This window comes from Methanolacinia paynteri, from assembly GCF_000784355.1.
Taxonomy (GTDB): domain Archaea; phylum Halobacteriota; class Methanomicrobia; order Methanomicrobiales; family Methanomicrobiaceae; genus Methanolacinia; species Methanolacinia paynteri.
Genome location: NZ_KN360931.1, coordinates 122,519 through 140,272 on the forward strand (window position 1 = coordinate 122,519; position 17,754 = coordinate 140,272).

The following is a 17,754-nucleotide window of genomic DNA, read 5'->3' on the forward strand; positions in this document are numbered from 1 at the left end:
AAAAAAAGATTAATAACTTCTTCCTACGACAGCCTGTTTCGAAGGCTTGCCGCAGATTACACATTTTCCTTCGGACTTATCGATAAATTCCGACCTGATCTCGTCGCCGAGGACACTGACATCGTACCTCTTCTCGATCTCCTGTGCACATTCCTCGCAGCCGCACCACTGGACGATCGCAATTCCAGACTCCACTGCCTCTTTGATCTCGTCGGGCTCTTCGACTATTTTGATCTGGCTCCGGATTCTTTCGACAGCCCTTGACTTCAGCTGTTCTTTGAACTGATCCATAAACGCCATGACCCCTTCCTTCAGGTTTTCACGCGGGATGCTCGTCTTCTCCCCGAACCTGTCGGCGGCCATCACGACACCGTTCTCAAGATCTCTCGGCCCGATCTCAAGCCTGAGAGGAGTTCCACGCATCTCCCAGTGGTAGTATTTGGCGCCCGGTCTGAGGGGTCTGTCGTCGATTTTGACTCTCAGCCCTGCGGCCTTCATCTCCGCTTCGATATCCTTCGCAGCCTGCGTTACCTCTTCGGCCATCTTTTTCATTATAATCGGGACGATAACAACCTGAACCGGTGCGATCTCCGGGGGAAGAACAAGACCCTTGTCGTCGCCGTGAATAGAGATCAGTGCGGCGATGCACCTCTCCGAGATCCCGTAGCAGGTCTGGTAGGCATACTGCTGCTCCCCATTCTCATCCTCGTAACAGATCTCGAAGGTCTTCGCGAAGTTGTCGCCGAGATGGTGTGCGGTTCCGACCTGAAGCGTTCGTCCGTCCGGCATCACCGCGTCCGCAGCGATAGTATAATCCGCACCTGGGAATTTGTCCCAGTCCGGCCTCTTCGACATGATCACAGGGACGCAAAGCCTGTCATAGAACTCTTTGTACAGGGAGACGGCGTCTTCCACCTGCTCCTTCGCCTCCTCCCATGTTGCATGAACAGTATGGGCCTCCTTGAAGGACGTGATCTCACGCAGGCGGATGAGAGGTCTCGTATGTTTCGTCTCGTAGCGGAACGTATTCACGATCTGGTAGAGCTTAATCGGAAGATCCGCATGGGACCGGACCCATAACGCATACATCGGGTAGATTGCAGTCTCGCTCGTCGGGCGAAGCGCCAGCGGAACGTCGAGCTTGCTGAGTCCCCCGTTCGTCACCCAGTAAACCTCCTCTTCAAACCCTTTGATATGCTCCGCCTCCTTCATGAATTCATATTCCGGAATTAAGAGTGGAAAGAGAGTCTCTTCGTGATCCCTGTCGAGAAGTTCCCTCAGTATGCCGTAGGTCGCCTTCCTTATCGCAAAACCGTGCGGAAACCAGACATAAAGTCCTTTTACGGGATACCTGACATCCATAATCTCGGCCCGCCAGAGTATCTCGTTATACCATTCGCTAAAATTATTCTTTGAGGGCAATGAACCGCTGTCTTCAGACATTTATCAGACTCCCTGAACTACTAGATCTATGATTTGGGGCGTAATAAAAGCCTCTATAATCGCTGCGGCGGCGAGAAGGGGAATTACAATCATGAGAAAAACTTTAGCGAGCTTTCCCGCATATTCCGCCGCATCGTCCATGCCCTTATACTCCATCCACAATGATTCGGCAAGGAGAAACCCGAGACCCGAAGAGATAATGAACGCAGGGATCTCGAAGATGCCGTGCGGAATTATACCCGCTGCGACTGCTGCTACTCCCTGGGCCTTTGCAGCATATTCAAGGACAAAGCCTATTATCACTCCGTTTGTCAGCAGCACGATCAGTGTCACTACCCCGAACGTCGCACCCCCTATGAAAAGAAGGATCGATGCCTCGAGATTGTTGATGAAAAGAGTGACTGCCATCGTAGCGGAGTCCTGTTCGTTTATGTAACTGAAGAGATCGTCGTTTAATGCCTGGATAAGTGTCTCGGCACTCCCGGAGTTCTGGCCGATCGTCAGTGCACCGATTGCCAGGAAGACTACGAAGATTACGAGTGAAAAAGAGATGCTGTAAGAGAGTTTCTTATCAAACATAGAGGATCATCCTCACCATGTCGCGTATTCCCGGTGCAAGCCCTACCATGATCATCGCGAGAATAATCAGGTGGAACAGCGCTTTGTTCCCTTCCTGCCTGTAGATCTGGAGTATATAGATAGCAGGGATTATCACGACGAGCTTTAATGCGAACATAGAAAATGCGGTGCCGGTCGCTTCGATCAGTGCCGAGCCCACGACATGCTGCTCGACATACGTCACCTCGTGGAGGTCTATGCCGAAACTCGTCGCACTCGCGTCGAGCATATGCCCGAATATTAACAGCTTGTAGAGGATGTCGTCGACATAATCCCATTTAAGGGCGTATTTGACGAACGCCCAGACTGCAAGGGACGATATGCATGCAATCCCGAGGATTGAAAACATCACGAAGAAGTTTATCTGGGTGACCGTGAGCCCGTACCATACCAGCGGAACCAGGGAGATCGCGCATGCAATAATCCCTCCTGTTGCAAAACCCTTGTGATAATCCGCTATGATCTTTCTCCCTTCAAGTGCTCTTGAGAGCACCAGGACCACTATCGCATAGAAGAAAATCACGAAGTAGATCAGCGGAGTTATCAGAAGAACGTAATAGGGATAGGGTATAATTCCCGTATCTTCGACGACACGGAGAAATCCGCCCAGGACGATATACGGGATAAGCGACAGGACGAAGTCCTTGTCAATCTCGATTCCGGCGCGAAGAAGCCATTTATAGACCAGGTACACCGATACAATCAGGATAATTGCGTAGGTGAGCGTATCAACGATTGTATACGCTCCGCCGTTGACGATTGGACCAACGTAATATTTGTATATAAAATCCCCAATCATTTATTGATAAAATAATGAGCGCAGATAGTATAAAAGTACTCAAAAACCCTCAATTCGACAAATCGAAATGGCTCCAGATGCCAAGAGATATTATCATCGGGCATGATGCGGTCGAGCAGCTCCCCGATGTCTGCAGGGATTTGCATATCGGCAGGTCTGCGCTGATAATATCCGGCGAACATACGATGAAGGCGGCAGGCGCCAGGGTTCTCGATCTCGTAGGTGAGAACGGCTGCACTACCGAAGTTTTCATGTCGGAATCAATATCTATCGATTCGATAAATGAAGCCCAGGAGGCCGCAAAGAGCCATGATTATATTATAGGCGTCGGCGGCGGAAGGGTTATCGATCTTGCGAAAGTTGTTTCATACAATCTCGATCAGCACTTCATCAGTGTGCCCACCGCCGCATCGCATGACGGCATAGCATCGTCGAGAGCTTCGGTCTCGACGGAGAAGGGAGCGGTCTCGGTCGATGCGCAGCCCCCTTCCGCAATTATCGCCGACACCGGGATTATTGCAAAGGCTCCTTTCAGGCTTATGGCATCCGGCTGTGCAGATATAATCTCCAACAGGACCGCGATACTCGACTGGGAAATATCCCACAGGCTTCGCGGGGAGGCGATCAGCGAATATGCGGCTGCTCTCTCGGCGATGACCGCAGACATACTCGTAAAGAATGCAGGCCTAATCAAGCCCGGATCGGAAGAGGCGGCTTGGATCGTAACAAAAGCCCTGGTCTCATCCGGAGTGGCGATGAGCATCGCGGGATCTTCACGCCCTGCAAGCGGAGGAGAGCACAAATTCAGTCATGCACTGGACATTCTCGCTCCAGGCAAAGGTCTTCACGGCGAGCAGTGCGGAATCGGTTCGATAATGACGATGTACCTGCACGGGGGGGACTGGCGTGGCCTCAGGAGTTCGCTTAAGGCGATAGGAGCACCGGTGACCCCGGCAAAGATCGGCATCGACGACGAGACTGCGGTTGAAGCCCTTCTGATGGCAAAAAAGATCAGGCCGGAGAGATTTACGATTCTCGATGCTGGAATGGGGCGTGAATGTGCGGAAAAACTTGTAGCAATGCTTTACAAGGAGTAAAAGGGATCTAAAAGGTGTATAAAGTGAGCGTAGATGAAGTAAAAATAACCCTTGTCGGGAGCGACCTTGCGGAAGAGGGCCTTGAATTCGTTTACCGCGGGGAGCTTGAGGACTGTGAAGGGTGCAGGATGCATAAGGTATGCAACAATCTTACCCCGAGAAAGAGCTACAGGATTACCGGAATCAGGAACTCCAATATCCTGCCATGCAATGTTCATCATAACGGGGTCTGTGCCGTGGAGGTAGTCGACTCGCCTGTCATGGTCCTGATCGATGCTAAGAAGGCAATCCTGAACTCCGAGATTACGATGGATTTCATCTGCCCCGAGATCGGTTGTGACAATTATGAAAAGTGCTTTCCCGAAGGTATTGTCGAGAGCGGGAAATATCTTGTAACGAGGATCGTCGATTCGAAAAAAGTTTCCTGTGAAAGAGGAAAAAGCCTGAAGTGTGTAGAGCTTATCCCGAAATGAATTGAATTTGCTACATGTAATTATACCCTGTTTCGGGTATTTCCAGCTGTTGAAAATAATCGGCAGAAACTCTAAATAACATAATTGGAAACCAATAATTATCATGAATCACAGGGGGCCGGCAAAGGATCTGGACAAGGTTTTCTTTTTGATTCTGCTTGTAACTCTTCTTTCGAATTCTTTGATTTACCTCTTTGCGTTTGCCCTGAACTGGGAGGCCTGGTTCTTTGGCATGAAAGTGGACGGTTTGGATGCAGGCATTATATTGTTCACTTACTTCCTGATCTCGACCATACTCGCGTTTCTCCTCTTCAGATACCCGCGGCGGATTCCGGAAATTGCACTGATGTCGATCTTCTTTTTCGGGTTCAAATTCATCGATTCCGCAGAAACTGTTCAGGAGATAAGCGGGGGACTGCGTTCATACAACGAATTTATGGTAGTTTTTTTGATAACTCCTTTGGTAGTACTGGTCGGTCATATTATCGTCGGCCGCTTCTATGACAGGGAGATGGACCAGATGGGGAAGGAGTATAATGATCAGAACGGACAAACAGGTAAACTATAATTTATCCGCTTTTAAGGAAGCCTTTGCTTTTTTCATCATATTTTTTCTTGCTACAGGGAAAGTTCCCCGGGCACAATCAACGTCGGAATCTACACCGTTCTTTCCCGGTGCAGATGAAAAACCATTTGAACCGCAAAAATCGCGCCGGGCTTTGATTTTTTATGTGCAATTACCGCAACAGCTTTTGCCGTTCCCTTCTGCCTGTAGCAACACAGGATACAAAAACCTGATTTTTGGTGATATACATGGAAAAACTTCCTGAAAACAGAAATCTGCGTGATGTCGTGCCGGCAATAATCCTTTTGGGCTGCTTCGGCGGTATCTGCCTGGCAGTAATGGTAATTTTTCTGCAGGGGATCTGGGCTCCGGTTCTTGATTATAACGTCTCTGTTTCCCGTGTAAAAGATTTTCAGTTGATCGGATTGTCTCTCATTATTTTCTGGACACTTGGAATGATGGCATCCGATCTCTTCTGCACCGGAGGAGAAAAGGCAAGGAGCCCGGTAATTACCGGGCTTGCCTCCGGCATAGCTACGGCATTTGTTTTTTCATCGATTAACGTTTTAGTATCCCCACCGTTTTTATTTTCCTGGGAGAATGGTATCTTCAGTATACAGACGGGTACGCTTTTCTTCAGGCTGATAGAATGGCTAATCCTATTTTCGGCATTCGCAATCACATCAGGCATCCTTCAGTCGATTGGTGCATGGCACCGTCATTCCCGGCAGGAATTAAAACAAGAGACAGTTGACGTCCGGGAGAAATCGTCCTTTTATGGGATGCTTTATGCTTACCGGTTTTTGATCCTTGTCCTCCTTGCGTTACTCATAATACCGCCGGTTATTGTATACGCCGGGATAACCACGGGAGTCATTGAAAGAGATAATCCCGCGTATCGTCCATTTGACAGTGTGAATGTATCCCGTACGGAAGACGAGTCTATTCTTATTCTCCTGAATCCCGATCCGGAGTGTCCGCAGAAAGAACAGGGCCTCCGTTTTGTAAATATAACGGTCGACGGGAAGGATGTCAGCACTAAGTCAGTAATAATGAATTCAGGATTAAATCTTTCAATCGATCCACCGGAAGGACTGCTGTACAGAAATAATTCATCCGCAATTCTCCGGGGTGATTATCTGTCGGGCAACAATACGGTTCTCATCAGGGTTGATGTCATCTATACTGATCTCGGGTTCAGTGATGTCATCTATAATAAGACAATCTAGAACGGCCTGAATCTAAAAAAACAAGATAATCAGATAAATGGTCACCTCGTTTTTCTCTATATACGTATTAATGCGAATCAGGGCGCATAAACAAATTAAATAACCTGATCGTGGGCTATTGAATTAAATTCAAATTTTATGGTGTTTTCAGCTTCGGATCAATCATCCGGGATTGCTGATCTCTTTGTTGTTTCAGACGACTGCACAAGGTCAGATATAAAGATCACCAATAAATTATATCTGCTTTTGACTGAAGTTAATTTGTAAGGATTGGTGATCTAGTGCAGAAAGAGGAATTATTACATCTACACATGCTTTTGGTGCATGTAAAAAAGTACTATGAATCGGTTAGAAACGAAGACGTACTTACAACTCATTATGACGAATTAAACATTTCTCCGGTTCACATTCACAAGAATAAAGTCTGCCACAAAGAGGCAATTCTGACTCTTGGAAAAGAACTCGTGGGATATCTTCAGAACGAGCAGATCCAGAACGTGGGATATGCTCCGGGGACTGGTACTGAAGAGGTTGCTGTTGAACACTAAACAATCCAAAGATTCAATTTTTTTTTTAAGGGAGATAATCTCCCTGATTAAATCCGAAGCAAAAGATCAGTCTGATATCCAGAAGATCAAGGCATCGGTCTGCAGAAAATATTCTCTTGAGCGGATGCCGAAGAATTCGGAGATATTCGCGGCAGCGGTGGATGATGAGGAAAGGGAAATTCTCCGTGCGTATCTCCAGGTGAAGCCGGCAAGGACGATCTCCGGGGTGGCCCCGGTGGCTGTCATGACTTCTCCACACAAGTGCCCGCATGGCAAATGCCTTCCCTGCCCCGGAGGACCGGAGCACCCGTTCGGCTCTCCCCAGAGTTATACCGGAGAAGAGCCGGCGGCCCTTCGTGCGAGGCAGCACGAATACGATCCTTACACCCAGGTGCAGGCGAGACTGAGGCAGTTCGAGGAGCTCGGACATCACGTTGACAAGGCGGAGCTCATAGTCATGGGCGGAACCATAACCGCCAGGGACTCCGAGTACAGGAACTGGTTCATGAGATCGTGTATCCGTGCGATGAACGAATACGGCGGGGAGGATCGCGGCGATATCTTCGGCTTCGAAGAACTTTGCGAAGAGAACGAGACCGCCAGGGTCAGGTGCATTGCGGCGACCTTCGAGACAAGGCCCGACTGGTGCATGAAGGAGCATATCGACGATATGCTCGCCCTCGGGGTTACGAAGGTCGAGCTCGGCGTCCAGCAGATCGAAAACAGGATCCTCGAATACAACCGCAGGGGTCACGGTGTCGAGGCGACTGAGGAGGCGAACCGTCTACTGAGGGATGCGGGCCTCAAGGTCGGATTTCACGTGATGCCCAACCTTCCTTCGGCAACTATAGAAGACGACAAGAAGATGTTCGATCTCCTGTTTACAGACGAGAGGTTCTGCCCGGATTTTTTGAAGATCTATCCCACTCTTGTAACGCCTGGCTCGGAGATCGAGGAGCTGTGGCGATCCGGACAATACGATGTCTACGACGAGGACGATCTCATCGATCTCGTGGCATACGGTAAATCGAAGCTCCCGCAATACGTCCGTCTCCAGAGAGTCCAGAGGGATATTCCTGCAAAACTGATACTGCGGGGATCGCATTTCAGCAACTTCCGCCAGCTTGCAAAAGAGAGGCTTGAAAGCACGGGTGGACGGTGCAAGTGCATAAGATGCAGCGAGGCGGGACGAAATGAGATCAGCGAACCGCCGGAGATCGATACGATCAGGTACAGGTGCTGCGGCGGCGACGAGTTCTTCATCCGCTATGTTTCGGGAGAATCTCTCATCGGTTTTATCCGCCTGAGATTCCCCGCCGATCCGTGGAGAGAGGAGATTCTCGATTCGGCCCTCGTCCGTGAGCTCCATGTATACGGAGCCGTCGTACCTATTGCGGAAAAGGCGGGCCCGAACGAATGGCAGCACAGGAATTTCGGGGACCGTCTCTTAAAGGAGGCCGAGAGAGTCGCAGGAGAAGCCGGATACGGAAGTGTCGGTATAATGAGCGGTATCGGTGTACGGCCTTATTACAGGAAAAAAGGATACAATAGAAGCGGCCCATATATGGTTAAGGAATTATAATGGATGCCGCAACCTTCGAATACCTGAAAAGGCGTTTTGAGGAATATTACAAAACCGCCACTTTTATGTTTCCTCCTGCAACCGAGCAACGCGAATGGGGTTTCATATTCTTCGAGCCCGACGGCGAGGTAAGGATGAGGAGGCATATCGGTTTCGGCTCGAAGAGCGAGGTTGAGGCATATATGCGTTCGATGGTGCCCAGGCACGCCTATCATTCCACGGCATATTACCATCTTCCTTCCGCATCCACCATGCAGGAGAAGGTCTGGTCCGGTGCCGACCTAGTATTCGATCTCGACGCCGATCATATCATGAGGGGGGCCTACGACGTGATGCTCGACCGCGTAAAGGAAGAAGTCTTCAAACTGCTGGATATGCTGACCGGCGAACTCGGCTTCCTGAACAGGGACATAAGCATCGTATTCTCGGGCGGAAGGGGGTATCACATCCATATCAGGAATCTTGAGACAAGGCAGTGGGGCAGTCCGGAGAGACGCGAGCTTGTCGATTATGTCTGCGGAATAGGAATCGATCCCGGTTTTATGCTGTCCGGACACCGCGACACAGGATGGTCTGCGAGATACCGGTCCGCAGTTCTCGAATACTTCGACGATCTCCAGAATGCAGATCGCAAAGACGCCGTCAAAACCATAGGCGCCATAAAAGGAGTAGGCGATCCGTCGGCTGAGTCTTTTGTCGATTCCTTAAAGGATACTTCGAAGAGGATCAGGAGCGGGAAGAAGGATGTTCCCGTTTTCGGCACTCTCGGGAAGGTCCTGGAGCAGGAGGAAGGCCCTCTTGTCGAAAAGATCCGCGAGAGAGCCGCCCTGACGGACGAACCGGTGACCACCGACATAAAAAGGCTGATCCGTATGCCCGGTTCTCTCCACGGTGGCAGCGGCTTTCGGGTGGTGCCGCTCACGGTTAAGGAGCTCGAAGGGTTCGATCCGCTTGTAGACGCCGTTGTGTTCGGCGAATCCCCGGTAAAGGTCGATATGGGTTTCAGCCTTGCGATGCCTGTTCTCGGAAACACATATTCACTAGAAAAAGGGATAAATACTGTACCTGAAGCTCTTGCAGTCTTCCTGTGCGCAAGAGGTGCGGGAAGATATGCGGGCAGCGGGAGATAGGGATGGATCTTGATTACCTAAGGCTGATTATTTTAGAGGAAAGGGACAGCGGCAGGCTTGCCGAGATCAGCCACGAGACATTCAGGGATTCTGCGGAATATCTCCAGGAGCTGTACTCCGAGGCGAAAGAGAAATCCATCGATAATTTCAGCACCCGACGTGTGAGCGAGCTGATCGATGAGATCGAGAGCGTTACGTCTACGCTCCAGGACATCTCGTCCCTCCGCCTCAACAAAATTATAAAACTCGCACTTGTAACCGTCCAGGGCGGAAGAACGGATAAAGAGGAGCTGAAAAGGATGCTTCCTCCCGAGAGGGAGATGTACGAGGAGATCCTTAAATCCGTAAAGGCATGCAGGAGCAGGATGATCGAGCCCGATATGGAGTCGCTGTCCACGCCTGCGGCAGTCGATGAAATTTCCATCCCTGTAATGGAATCCGGTGAATCCTTCCTTCCGGATGCCGGTATTATCCCCGAAGATGAGGCTGTTCCGGCAGACGAAACGCAGGGTTACGAGCCGGTTTATGTTTCGGAGGATATCGACTCTTTTATGGGGCTTGACGGCAGGATATATACACTCTCGAAAGAGGACATTGTTATGCTGCCGGAGAAAAATGCGTCCGTGTTGTACACCCGCAACATAGCCTTAAATATTAGGGTTGGCAAATAATAATGAGATTTATCAGGATAATCAATACCTGATTTCTAAGATTCCAGGTCTTATGGATCCTGGTGAATATATCAGCTTAAGGGGCTTGAGATTTTATGAAGATGCCAACAAAATTCAAGACATATTGTCCGTATTGCAGAACACACGAGATCCACGAGGTCGAAAGGGTAAAGAAGGGCCGTGACCTTCACCTTCACTGGATCGACCGCCAGAAAGGTCGCAGAAGCAAGGTCGGCAACATGGGTAAGTTCTCGAAAGTGCCCGGTGGAGACAAACCCACAAAGAGGATCAACGTGAGATACAGGTGCACAAAGTGCGGCAAGGCTCACCTCAGATCGGGAGTCAAGGCCGGTAAATTCGAACTTACGGAGTGATTATAATGGTCAGAGTAAACAGAGATAACAGGACAAAATTCTACACTGTCAAGTGTCCGGACTGCGAAAACGAACAGGTAATCTTCCAGAGGGCAAGCACAGTCGTAAACTGTGTTGTCTGCGGTAAGGTTCTGGCAGAGCCCAGCGGCGGCAATGCAAAGATAAAGGCAGAGATTATTGCCGCCAACGAGTAACCGTTATACATGTACGAGAGAGAGTGGCCTGAAGAAGGAGAACTTGTAGTCTGCACGGTGACGAGTGTCAAGGATTTTGTTGCATTCGTCACCCTGGATGAATACAATAACAACGAAGGCTTAATCCCGATTGCAGAAGTTGCGCGTGGCTGGATCAAACACATCCGCGACTTCGTACGGGAAGGGCAGAAGGTAGTTTGCAAAGTTCTCCATGTAAACAAAAGCCGCGGACATATCGATCTCTCACTGAAGGATGTCAACGATCACCAGCGGAAAGAAAAGATCAACGAGTGGAAAAACGAGCAGAAAGCAAGGAAATGGATAGAGTTCATATCCGAAGCAAGCGGTTTTCCCGGAGACGAGATCGAGAAGATATTCTATAGAGAATACGGTGCCTTATTCCCCGTTTTCGAGGATATCCTGATCGACGAAGAGACGACACTCAAAAAGCTCGATCTGGAAAAGAAGGTCGCCGATTCGCTGGTGTCTATTGCAAACGACAATGTTAAACTTCCCAAAGTTACAATTTCAGGTACGCTGATTCTGACATCGAACAAACCCGACGGGGTAAATGTAATTCGCAGGGCGCTCCGGAGTGCAAACCCCAAAGTGGAAGAAGATGTCGAGATCGAACTTTTCTATGTCGGTGCGCCAAAATACCGGGTAAAAGTTACTGCTCCCGATTACAAATCTGCTGAAAAAGCTATAAACAAAGTCGCCAAAGCAGCTATCGGAGTTGTCGAGAGAGCCGACGGTTACGGCGAGTTCGTCCGTAAGCAGAAGTCCGGTAAGAACTGATATGAGCAAGAGGATCAGAAAATGCCCCGATGACGGGCATTATACCCTTTCCTCAATATGTCCTGTATGCGGGAAGGAAACTTTTAATGCGCATCCTCCCCGGTATTCTCCTCAGGATGCCTACGGGAAATACAGGAGGGAGATAAAAGATGATTGAAGATATATCTGTAGATTTTTTTGGCAGCGATTCCGACGATTTTTCATGCGACGTTATGATCGAGGGGCTTCCGGGTGTGGGGCAGGTAGGGAAACTTGCGGCCGAACACATGATGGAAGAGCTTGGTGCAGAGAAGATCGCAGAGATCAGATCCATTTTTTTCCCACCCCAGGTTCTCGTCGACGAGGCAGGAGTCGCACATCTCCCGAAAAACGAGATCTACAGGTATGCCGACGAAGAAATAAGAATAATGTTTCTGGTCGGTGATTTCCAGAGCGGCTCTGCCGAAGGTCACTACATTCTTACGGATACCTATCTCGATATTGCGGAAAAACTGGGTATAAAGCGGATCTACACTCTCGGGGGATACGGCGTGGGCCGTCTCATTCAGGACATCCGTGTCATCGCGGCCGTCAATGACGAAAAACTTAAGGAAGAGGTCACAAATGCCGGGGCTGTTTTTGCACAGGACGAGCCCGGCGGAGGTATCATCGGAGCTTCGGGCCTCCTTCTCGGCCTCGGGGCAAAACGCGGAATGGAGGGTATCTGCCTGATGGGCGAGACGTCCGGCTATATCGTCGATCCGAAGAGCTCGAACTGTCTACTTGCTGTTCTTTCAAAGATGCTCGGAATAAGTATAGACTCCGCAAAACTCCAGGAGAGGGCGTCCGAGATGGAAGTCTTCCTTGAAAGGCTCAAGACGATGGAACAGATGAAGACAGAGGACGAACTGAGCTATATCGGGTGATGTATGATCTGCAATGCGGATTTCCATATACATTCTCTTTTTTCGATGGCTTCGTCCAAAAACACAACTCCTGAAAATCTTATTAATTCGTGCCTGATCAAAGGGCTTGACATTCTCGGTTCAGGCGATGCACTGCATCCTGTCTGGAGAAAGATGTGGGCTGATTACGGCCCCGGCGGCGGAAAGGATGTAACGGTTATCCCTACTACAGAGGTTCAGGCGGAAGGAAGGGTTCATCACCTGATCCTGATGGAGGATTTCGATCAGGCTCAGACTATCGCCGAAGATTTCAGGCCGTATTCTAAAAATATCGACTCCGACGGCAGGCCGCACGTGAATCTTGACGGCGGGAGGATCGCAAAGATCGTGCACGAAGCCGGAGCATACATAGGTCCTGCTCATGCCTTCACCCCCTGGACTGGCATGTATGGGAGATTCGATTCCCTTTGCGAATGTTACAGGGGCGAGCCGGTTGATTTTCTCGAACTCGGCCTCAGTGCGGATACGTCTTACGGGGAACAAATACCCGAACTCTCCGGAGTTCCCTTCCTCTCCAACTCCGACGCACACAGCCCGCAGCTTCATAAACTCGGGCGGGAGTTCAACAGGCTCGACATTTCCGATCGAAGCATAAGGTCGATCCTCGATGCCGTGTTCGGGGGAAAGATCGTGCTTAATGCCGGTTTCTTCCCCGAAGAGGGAAAATACAACCGGACCGCATGCACCCGCTGCTACAGGCAGTTTTCCGTTTCCGAGGCCGAGGGACTTTCATGGAGATGCCCGGATGACGGCGGGAGCATCAAGATGGGAGTCCGCGACAGGGCTTTCTCCCACAGCGATGAGAAGGCCCGGCCCGGGAACCGGCCCCCTTACATGCATATTATTCCTCTCGGGGAGATAATACAGAAGACCGTGGGTGCTTCATCTCCCGGTACAAAGAAATGTGCAGGTCTTTACAAATCTTTTATCGAAAGCCTTGGAGATGAAATTTCGATCCTGCTCGATATCCCTTATGAAAGGCTCTCTTCCGTTGATGAGAAGACGGCGGAAGCAATAATAAAATTCAGAAACGAAGATGTCGTGCTTCATCCCGGTGGTGGCGGGAAGTACGGCGGTTTTGATCTGGAGTGATTATATAACACGGACAGGGTTCTGATTCGTCATAACTTCGTTTTCTTTTTTTTTGATTTTGGGTGGCCGGGTTTCACGTCGTACTTTTAGGTGATCATCGGGGCGGTTCGTGAGCCCGGTCAGCAGGTTAAGGGTTTGTCAAGAGGGAGGACGGGGACAACTAAAATGCGGTCGCCTGCTTGGTGATGTATGTCCTGCACAGGGTGCCGGCGGAGGCGATCACTTCGAGAAGAGATGTTTCCGTTTTGGGAGTTGGCGAGGGATCTTTGGATACGGGGAATTGAAGAGATACTTCAGTTCTGCATCTTCTAGGGAGCTTTATGCATGAATGTTTTAATAATCCGAGTTTCTATAAAACCAAAATATTAATATTAATTTTGCAATAATTACTAATTATTAAATGAGAAATAAATATTTTTCAATCATTAAGGAATATTTTGGTTTTACTTCTTTTATACTATTTGTGTTATTTTTTTTCATCATAATATTAGCATATTTATATGAGTGCGATATTATTTTTTCAAATTTCAATAATGATTATTATAAAGGTTGCTGGCATCTAAATTATGTTCATTCTGATTTTCAATATTTACACTCTCTCTTGGTTACAGTAATTGAAATTCAGGTAGCTTTTATCTCTTTAATATTATCGACATTAATTGTAATTTCTCAGCTAATGGGAAGATATCAAACTCCTAGTGCGACAGATGCGGTGATAACTGACAAAAAAGTTAAGTATACTTTAATTTTCTATGCCTGTTTTATTGTAATTGAAATCTTAGCTCTTATTTTTATAGATATATTAAATAATGAAGATCACGACTTTCCATTACTTTTAGGCTCATTATATCTTTTGATAATATTCATAATTTCATATCTCTTCTGTAGTTTTTCGAGATTAATAGTATACATTGTTCAATACACAAATGTTAAAAAGACTCTAGATAGACTCACTTTAGATCTTAAAAAAACTATAATTCCAGAAAAAACCTCTGAAAAAGATAGTGATTTTTATATTCAACAAATATTAGATATTTTATCAAAATCAATATTAAATCATGAAAGTTCTACTTTTTTTCACGGATTATATCAACTTCAAAAAGAATTATTTGATTCTTTCTGCCAGAATAAAGAAACGGATGCTAATGAATGTAACAATTCTATAGAAATACCGAATGAGTGTGATAATTCTGAATTTGTATGTTTGAAAAAAAAGGATCACTGCTTTTTTTTCACTCCTTTTTTTCAAGATAGTTCAAAAGAATTGTTTAGAATTTCTTTAAATTCGAAGGTTATAATTACATATTTGAAGAGTAAATTCACATATTTGAAGAGTAAATTCACATATTTGAAGAGTAAATTCACATATTTGAAGAGTAAATTTACATATTTGAAAAGTAAATTCACATATTTGAAGAGTAAAATTCCATTTTTGAAGGGTAAAATTCAAGCATCAGATGTTGCTCCAATACAAAAAGAAGAAATTAACTCCTTGTTTATCTTTACTTTAAAAGATTGCTGCTCAATGTCTGTCGAGAGTAAGTATGAACGCGGTTTTATTATTATAATTGAAATCTTAACAATTTATGCTCAGGGAATTATCAATTTAGAAAGAAAATTGAAACATTACAATCAAAAACATGACGATCCGTCTCAAAAACTAAGTGAAATATTATACAGTGATTCTATAATCTTTTTAGATCTAGCTTATAAAAATGCTTACTCTAAAAAATTGGAAACAGCATTGGTTGCTATAGGATGGGGTTTTTTTTATTTCTTTTATCAGTACATTGATAATGGTAAAAAGGATTTTGATGATATCCTTCAAAAACTTAATTATTACTTGAGTGATTTGGATCAAGAAGAATTGTATTCAGTTTACCCTCAGTATTCATTTATCCTTACGTATTTCTGCATTATATTATATGAAAGATCTACAGGAATATTTGGAGATAAACAAGAAATTAATAATTTTCCACAGAAGCTAGATGAAGTAAAGACTATGCTTGAACGTTTAAAATATAAAGCAAATGGGCATACAGGTAATATTGAATATGACTTGGATATAATTAATTTCTGTATTGAAATAATTCAATCAATAAAATTGGAAGATCTTAATTCAAAGGGTGACTACCGTTTTAATAATAAATTTATTTCGGTATTGAGCGAAATATTACGATTTATTCGTATAAATTTAGGCACTGAATATCTTTTATATGCAAATTTACTTACACTCCAAGCAAATTATTATTTTATAAATGGGGACTATTTTAATGCTGAAGGCAAATTAATCCATGCAAAGGAGATAATATGTAAAAAATACGGTAAGAAAATCAATTATGCAACATCAGTCGGTCATTTGGCTCGTTTATACAACGATTGGGGGAGGTTAGAGTTAGCTAAACAAAACTGTAGCATTGCCACTTATATTCGCTATAAAGAGTATGTTTTAGGCCAAAAAGATAATGAGCATCGTTTAAACCATAAAGATCTCGCAGCTAGTTTTTCGATTTATGGGGTCATATTTCGACTAGATTTTAATAATGATTTAGCATTAAAAATTATGGATAAAGCCTTGGAAATTCGTAAAATTGTCTTTGGAGGTGAAAAAAATCATTTATATGCAGCAGGTCTTTTGTATGTTTCATTTTTAAATATGGAATTAGGAAATTACAAATTAGCATTCTGTTGTGTAGATAAAGGAAGTCAAATTAGAAAAGAAATTGGTTCTTTAGAAAAGTTTCCTTCGTTGGGAATAATATGTTTGATGCTAAAGGCTATGCATATTAATGAATATGGGGAATATCTGAAAACATATTCAATCCTAGAAATGCCTTCTGATATTCTTTCCGAAATAAATAAAATTGATAATAAATTTAGTGTTTATTCAGATCCTCAGTCTTGTTTTCGAACTGCCTTAAAATTGTGTGATGAAGAATTAAAAAACCCAGAATATAATATATGTTTAGAATATAATGTATATTTAGAATATAATCTACATTTGGAAGATAATGTGTATTTAGAAGATATTATCTGTTTTGAAGGCAGGGTCTGTTTTGAATATAATATAAGTTCGGATTATAATATAAATTCAGATTATAATATACATTTAGAAGAAAATATAAATTCAGATTATAATATACATTTAGAAGAAAATATAAATTCAGAATATAACGTAAATTTAGATTACCTCTCTATGTTATTGATAAAAATAAAAGTATTATATAATTTAAAAAGGTACAATGAAGCTAAAAAATTATGTTTAGAGGCAGAAAAAATAAAACCAAAGGGATTAAGTGATTCTCATCCTAGTTTTATTCTTCCCAAACAGAATTTAACAAGAATTCATTATGCCTGTGGAGAATTTGAAACTGGATTGAAAAAAATTGAAGAAGCCTTTGAACTTGCTGAAAATTTTTACAAAGATAAGAATGATAAGGATAATATTTATTATATCGCTAGTTTATTGAATTTGTCCAATGCCCGTTATATTTATGGACTATTTAAAAACGATAAAGAATGTCTTAATAAGGCAGAAGAGGGATATATCAAAATTCTTAAACTTTCAATGAAATATGGGCCGGTTAATGGATTGCATTGCCTTTATATGGGGGCTGTTCTAAATTTAAGCAGATTATATTTAGATTCAAAGTATTTAGATCCAAAGAATCCTAAAAAAGGGTTGGATTTGTATAATAAAAAACTGGAGGTCAATATTGAAGAAATATGTTGCCCATATGATAAAGGTCCTCTTATTGACAAGTTAAAGAATTCTGGTAGATTCTTGAGATCCAATAAGAAATCCGTTAAAATTAAGTTTATTGATTTAATAGAACTCGCAAAAGAGAATACGGAACAAGATTATTTGAATCTTTGCTGTTTTTACGATGAAATTATTATTCAATACAAAGAAATAAAAAAATATTGTAATGGGATGAAAAATTGTGATGAGATAAAAAAGAATGATCAAATCATTGATTATTCCAAAAAATATGAACAGTTATATTATTACAAAATTAAGGTTGAAATTTTAACAACAGACCATCTCCCCACCCTAAATACCTTTTTTAATTTGGCAACGTATTTTTAATATTTAAAAAAATTAAATTTATTTCCCTCTAATTTTTATATACTGATTTTTTCAATCATTTAATTTATCAAAAAATCCTTTCATCTAAACAAAATTCCGGATTCTCC

The 17,754-nt window shown here is 44.7% G+C and carries 19 protein-coding genes; 16 read left to right on the forward strand and 3 right to left on the reverse strand.

What is annotated here, in order from left to right; translation table 11 throughout:
• Positions 1–9: 9 nt before the first annotated feature.
• The 3 genes from proS to METPAY_RS07590 are packed head-to-tail and all read right to left on the reverse strand — an operon-like array spanning position 10 to position 2,860.
• Positions 10–1,443 carry a proline--tRNA ligase gene (gene proS / locus METPAY_RS07580; RefSeq protein WP_048150923.1) on the reverse strand — a complete coding sequence of 478 codons (1,434 nt, stop codon included), beginning with the start codon at positions 1,441–1,443 and terminating at the stop codon, positions 10–12.
• A 3-nt stretch (positions 1,444–1,446) separates the two neighbouring features.
• A complete protein-coding gene (locus METPAY_RS07585; RefSeq protein ID WP_048150925.1) occupies positions 1,447–2,022 on the reverse strand; it encodes a stage II sporulation protein M in 576 nt (191 codons plus the stop codon).
• The gene (locus tag METPAY_RS07590; protein WP_048150927.1) at positions 2,015–2,860 is read right to left on the reverse strand and encodes a DUF63 family protein; all 846 of its coding nucleotides are present in this window, start codon (positions 2,858–2,860) and stop codon (positions 2,015–2,017) included. Before METPAY_RS07590 ends, METPAY_RS07585 begins: the two co-directional genes overlap by 8 nt.
• Before the next feature lie 14 nt (positions 2,861–2,874).
• On the opposite strand from METPAY_RS07590, the gene METPAY_RS07595 reads away from it, so the two are divergent.
• The 16 genes from METPAY_RS07595 (at position 2,875) to METPAY_RS07665 (ending at position 17,647) form a co-directional block, all read left to right on the forward strand.
• Positions 2,875–3,957: an NAD(P)-dependent glycerol-1-phosphate dehydrogenase gene (locus METPAY_RS07595; protein ID WP_048150930.1), complete on the forward strand. Its 1,083-nt coding sequence runs from the start codon at positions 2,875–2,877 to the stop codon at positions 3,955–3,957.
• 23 nt (positions 3,958–3,980) lie between these two features.
• Positions 3,981–4,430 carry a UPF0179 family protein gene (locus METPAY_RS07600; RefSeq protein ID WP_048151144.1) on the forward strand — a complete coding sequence of 150 codons (450 nt, stop codon included), beginning with the start codon at positions 3,981–3,983 and terminating at the stop codon, positions 4,428–4,430.
• Positions 4,431–4,533: 103 nt separating this feature from the next.
• Positions 4,534–4,998 (forward strand): hypothetical protein, encoded by a 465-nt coding sequence (locus tag METPAY_RS07605; RefSeq protein WP_048150933.1) that lies wholly within the window; start codon positions 4,534–4,536, stop codon positions 4,996–4,998.
• Positions 4,967–5,260: a hypothetical protein gene (locus METPAY_RS14910; protein ID WP_157199032.1), complete on the forward strand. Its 294-nt coding sequence runs from the start codon at positions 4,967–4,969 to the stop codon at positions 5,258–5,260. Before METPAY_RS07605 ends, METPAY_RS14910 begins: the two co-directional genes overlap by 32 nt.
• Entirely contained in the window at positions 5,244–6,224 is a 981-nt protein-coding gene (locus METPAY_RS07610; protein ID WP_048150935.1) for a hypothetical protein, read from the forward strand. Before METPAY_RS14910 ends, METPAY_RS07610 begins: the two co-directional genes overlap by 17 nt.
• Positions 6,225–6,505: 281 nt before the next feature.
• Positions 6,506–6,772: a UPF0058 family protein gene (locus METPAY_RS07615; RefSeq protein WP_083773178.1), complete on the forward strand. Its 267-nt coding sequence runs from the start codon at positions 6,506–6,508 to the stop codon at positions 6,770–6,772.
• Positions 6,729–8,354 carry a tRNA uridine(34) 5-carboxymethylaminomethyl modification radical SAM/GNAT enzyme Elp3 gene (locus METPAY_RS07620; protein ID WP_084600728.1) on the forward strand — a complete coding sequence of 542 codons (1,626 nt, stop codon included), beginning with the start codon at positions 6,729–6,731 and terminating at the stop codon, positions 8,352–8,354. The genes METPAY_RS07615 and METPAY_RS07620 overlap by 44 nt, the downstream gene beginning before the upstream one ends.
• Positions 8,354–9,484, forward strand: coding sequence for a DNA primase catalytic subunit PriS (gene priS, locus METPAY_RS07625; protein WP_048150941.1), 1,131 nt, complete (start codon positions 8,354–8,356; stop codon positions 9,482–9,484). Before METPAY_RS07620 ends, priS begins: the two co-directional genes overlap by 1 nt.
• A gap of 2 nt (positions 9,485–9,486) precedes the next feature.
• Positions 9,487–10,155, forward strand: a complete 669-nt coding sequence (locus tag METPAY_RS07630) for a hypothetical protein (protein ID WP_048150942.1) — start codon at positions 9,487–9,489, stop codon at positions 10,153–10,155.
• Positions 10,156–10,250: 95 nt separating this feature from the next.
• Positions 10,251–10,529 carry a 50S ribosomal protein L44e gene (locus METPAY_RS07635; protein WP_013329703.1) on the forward strand — a complete coding sequence of 93 codons (279 nt, stop codon included), beginning with the start codon at positions 10,251–10,253 and terminating at the stop codon, positions 10,527–10,529.
• Between the two features lie 5 nt (positions 10,530–10,534).
• Complete coding sequence (locus METPAY_RS07640; protein WP_013329702.1) at positions 10,535–10,723, forward strand: 30S ribosomal protein S27e; 189 nt, start codon at positions 10,535–10,537, stop codon at positions 10,721–10,723.
• Positions 10,724–10,732: 9 nt separating this feature from the next.
• Entirely contained in the window at positions 10,733–11,521 is a 789-nt protein-coding gene (locus METPAY_RS07645; RefSeq protein WP_048150945.1) for a translation initiation factor IF-2 subunit alpha, read from the forward strand.
• 1 nt (position 11,522) lies between these two features.
• Positions 11,523–11,678 (forward strand): RNA-protein complex protein Nop10, encoded by a 156-nt coding sequence (locus tag METPAY_RS07650; protein ID WP_013329700.1) that lies wholly within the window; start codon positions 11,523–11,525, stop codon positions 11,676–11,678.
• A complete protein-coding gene (locus METPAY_RS07655; protein ID WP_048150948.1) occupies positions 11,671–12,426 on the forward strand; it encodes a proteasome assembly chaperone family protein in 756 nt (251 codons plus the stop codon). Before METPAY_RS07650 ends, METPAY_RS07655 begins: the two co-directional genes overlap by 8 nt.
• Before the next feature lie 45 nt (positions 12,427–12,471).
• On the forward strand, positions 12,472–13,557 hold the full coding sequence (locus METPAY_RS07660) for an endonuclease Q family protein (RefSeq protein WP_306413923.1): 1,086 nt from the start codon (positions 12,472–12,474) through the stop codon (positions 13,555–13,557).
• Positions 13,558–13,957: 400 nt separating this feature from the next.
• Positions 13,958–17,647 carry a tetratricopeptide repeat protein gene (locus tag METPAY_RS07665; protein WP_048150954.1) on the forward strand — a complete coding sequence of 1,230 codons (3,690 nt, stop codon included), beginning with the start codon at positions 13,958–13,960 and terminating at the stop codon, positions 17,645–17,647.
• Positions 17,648–17,754: the final 107 nt, after the last annotated feature.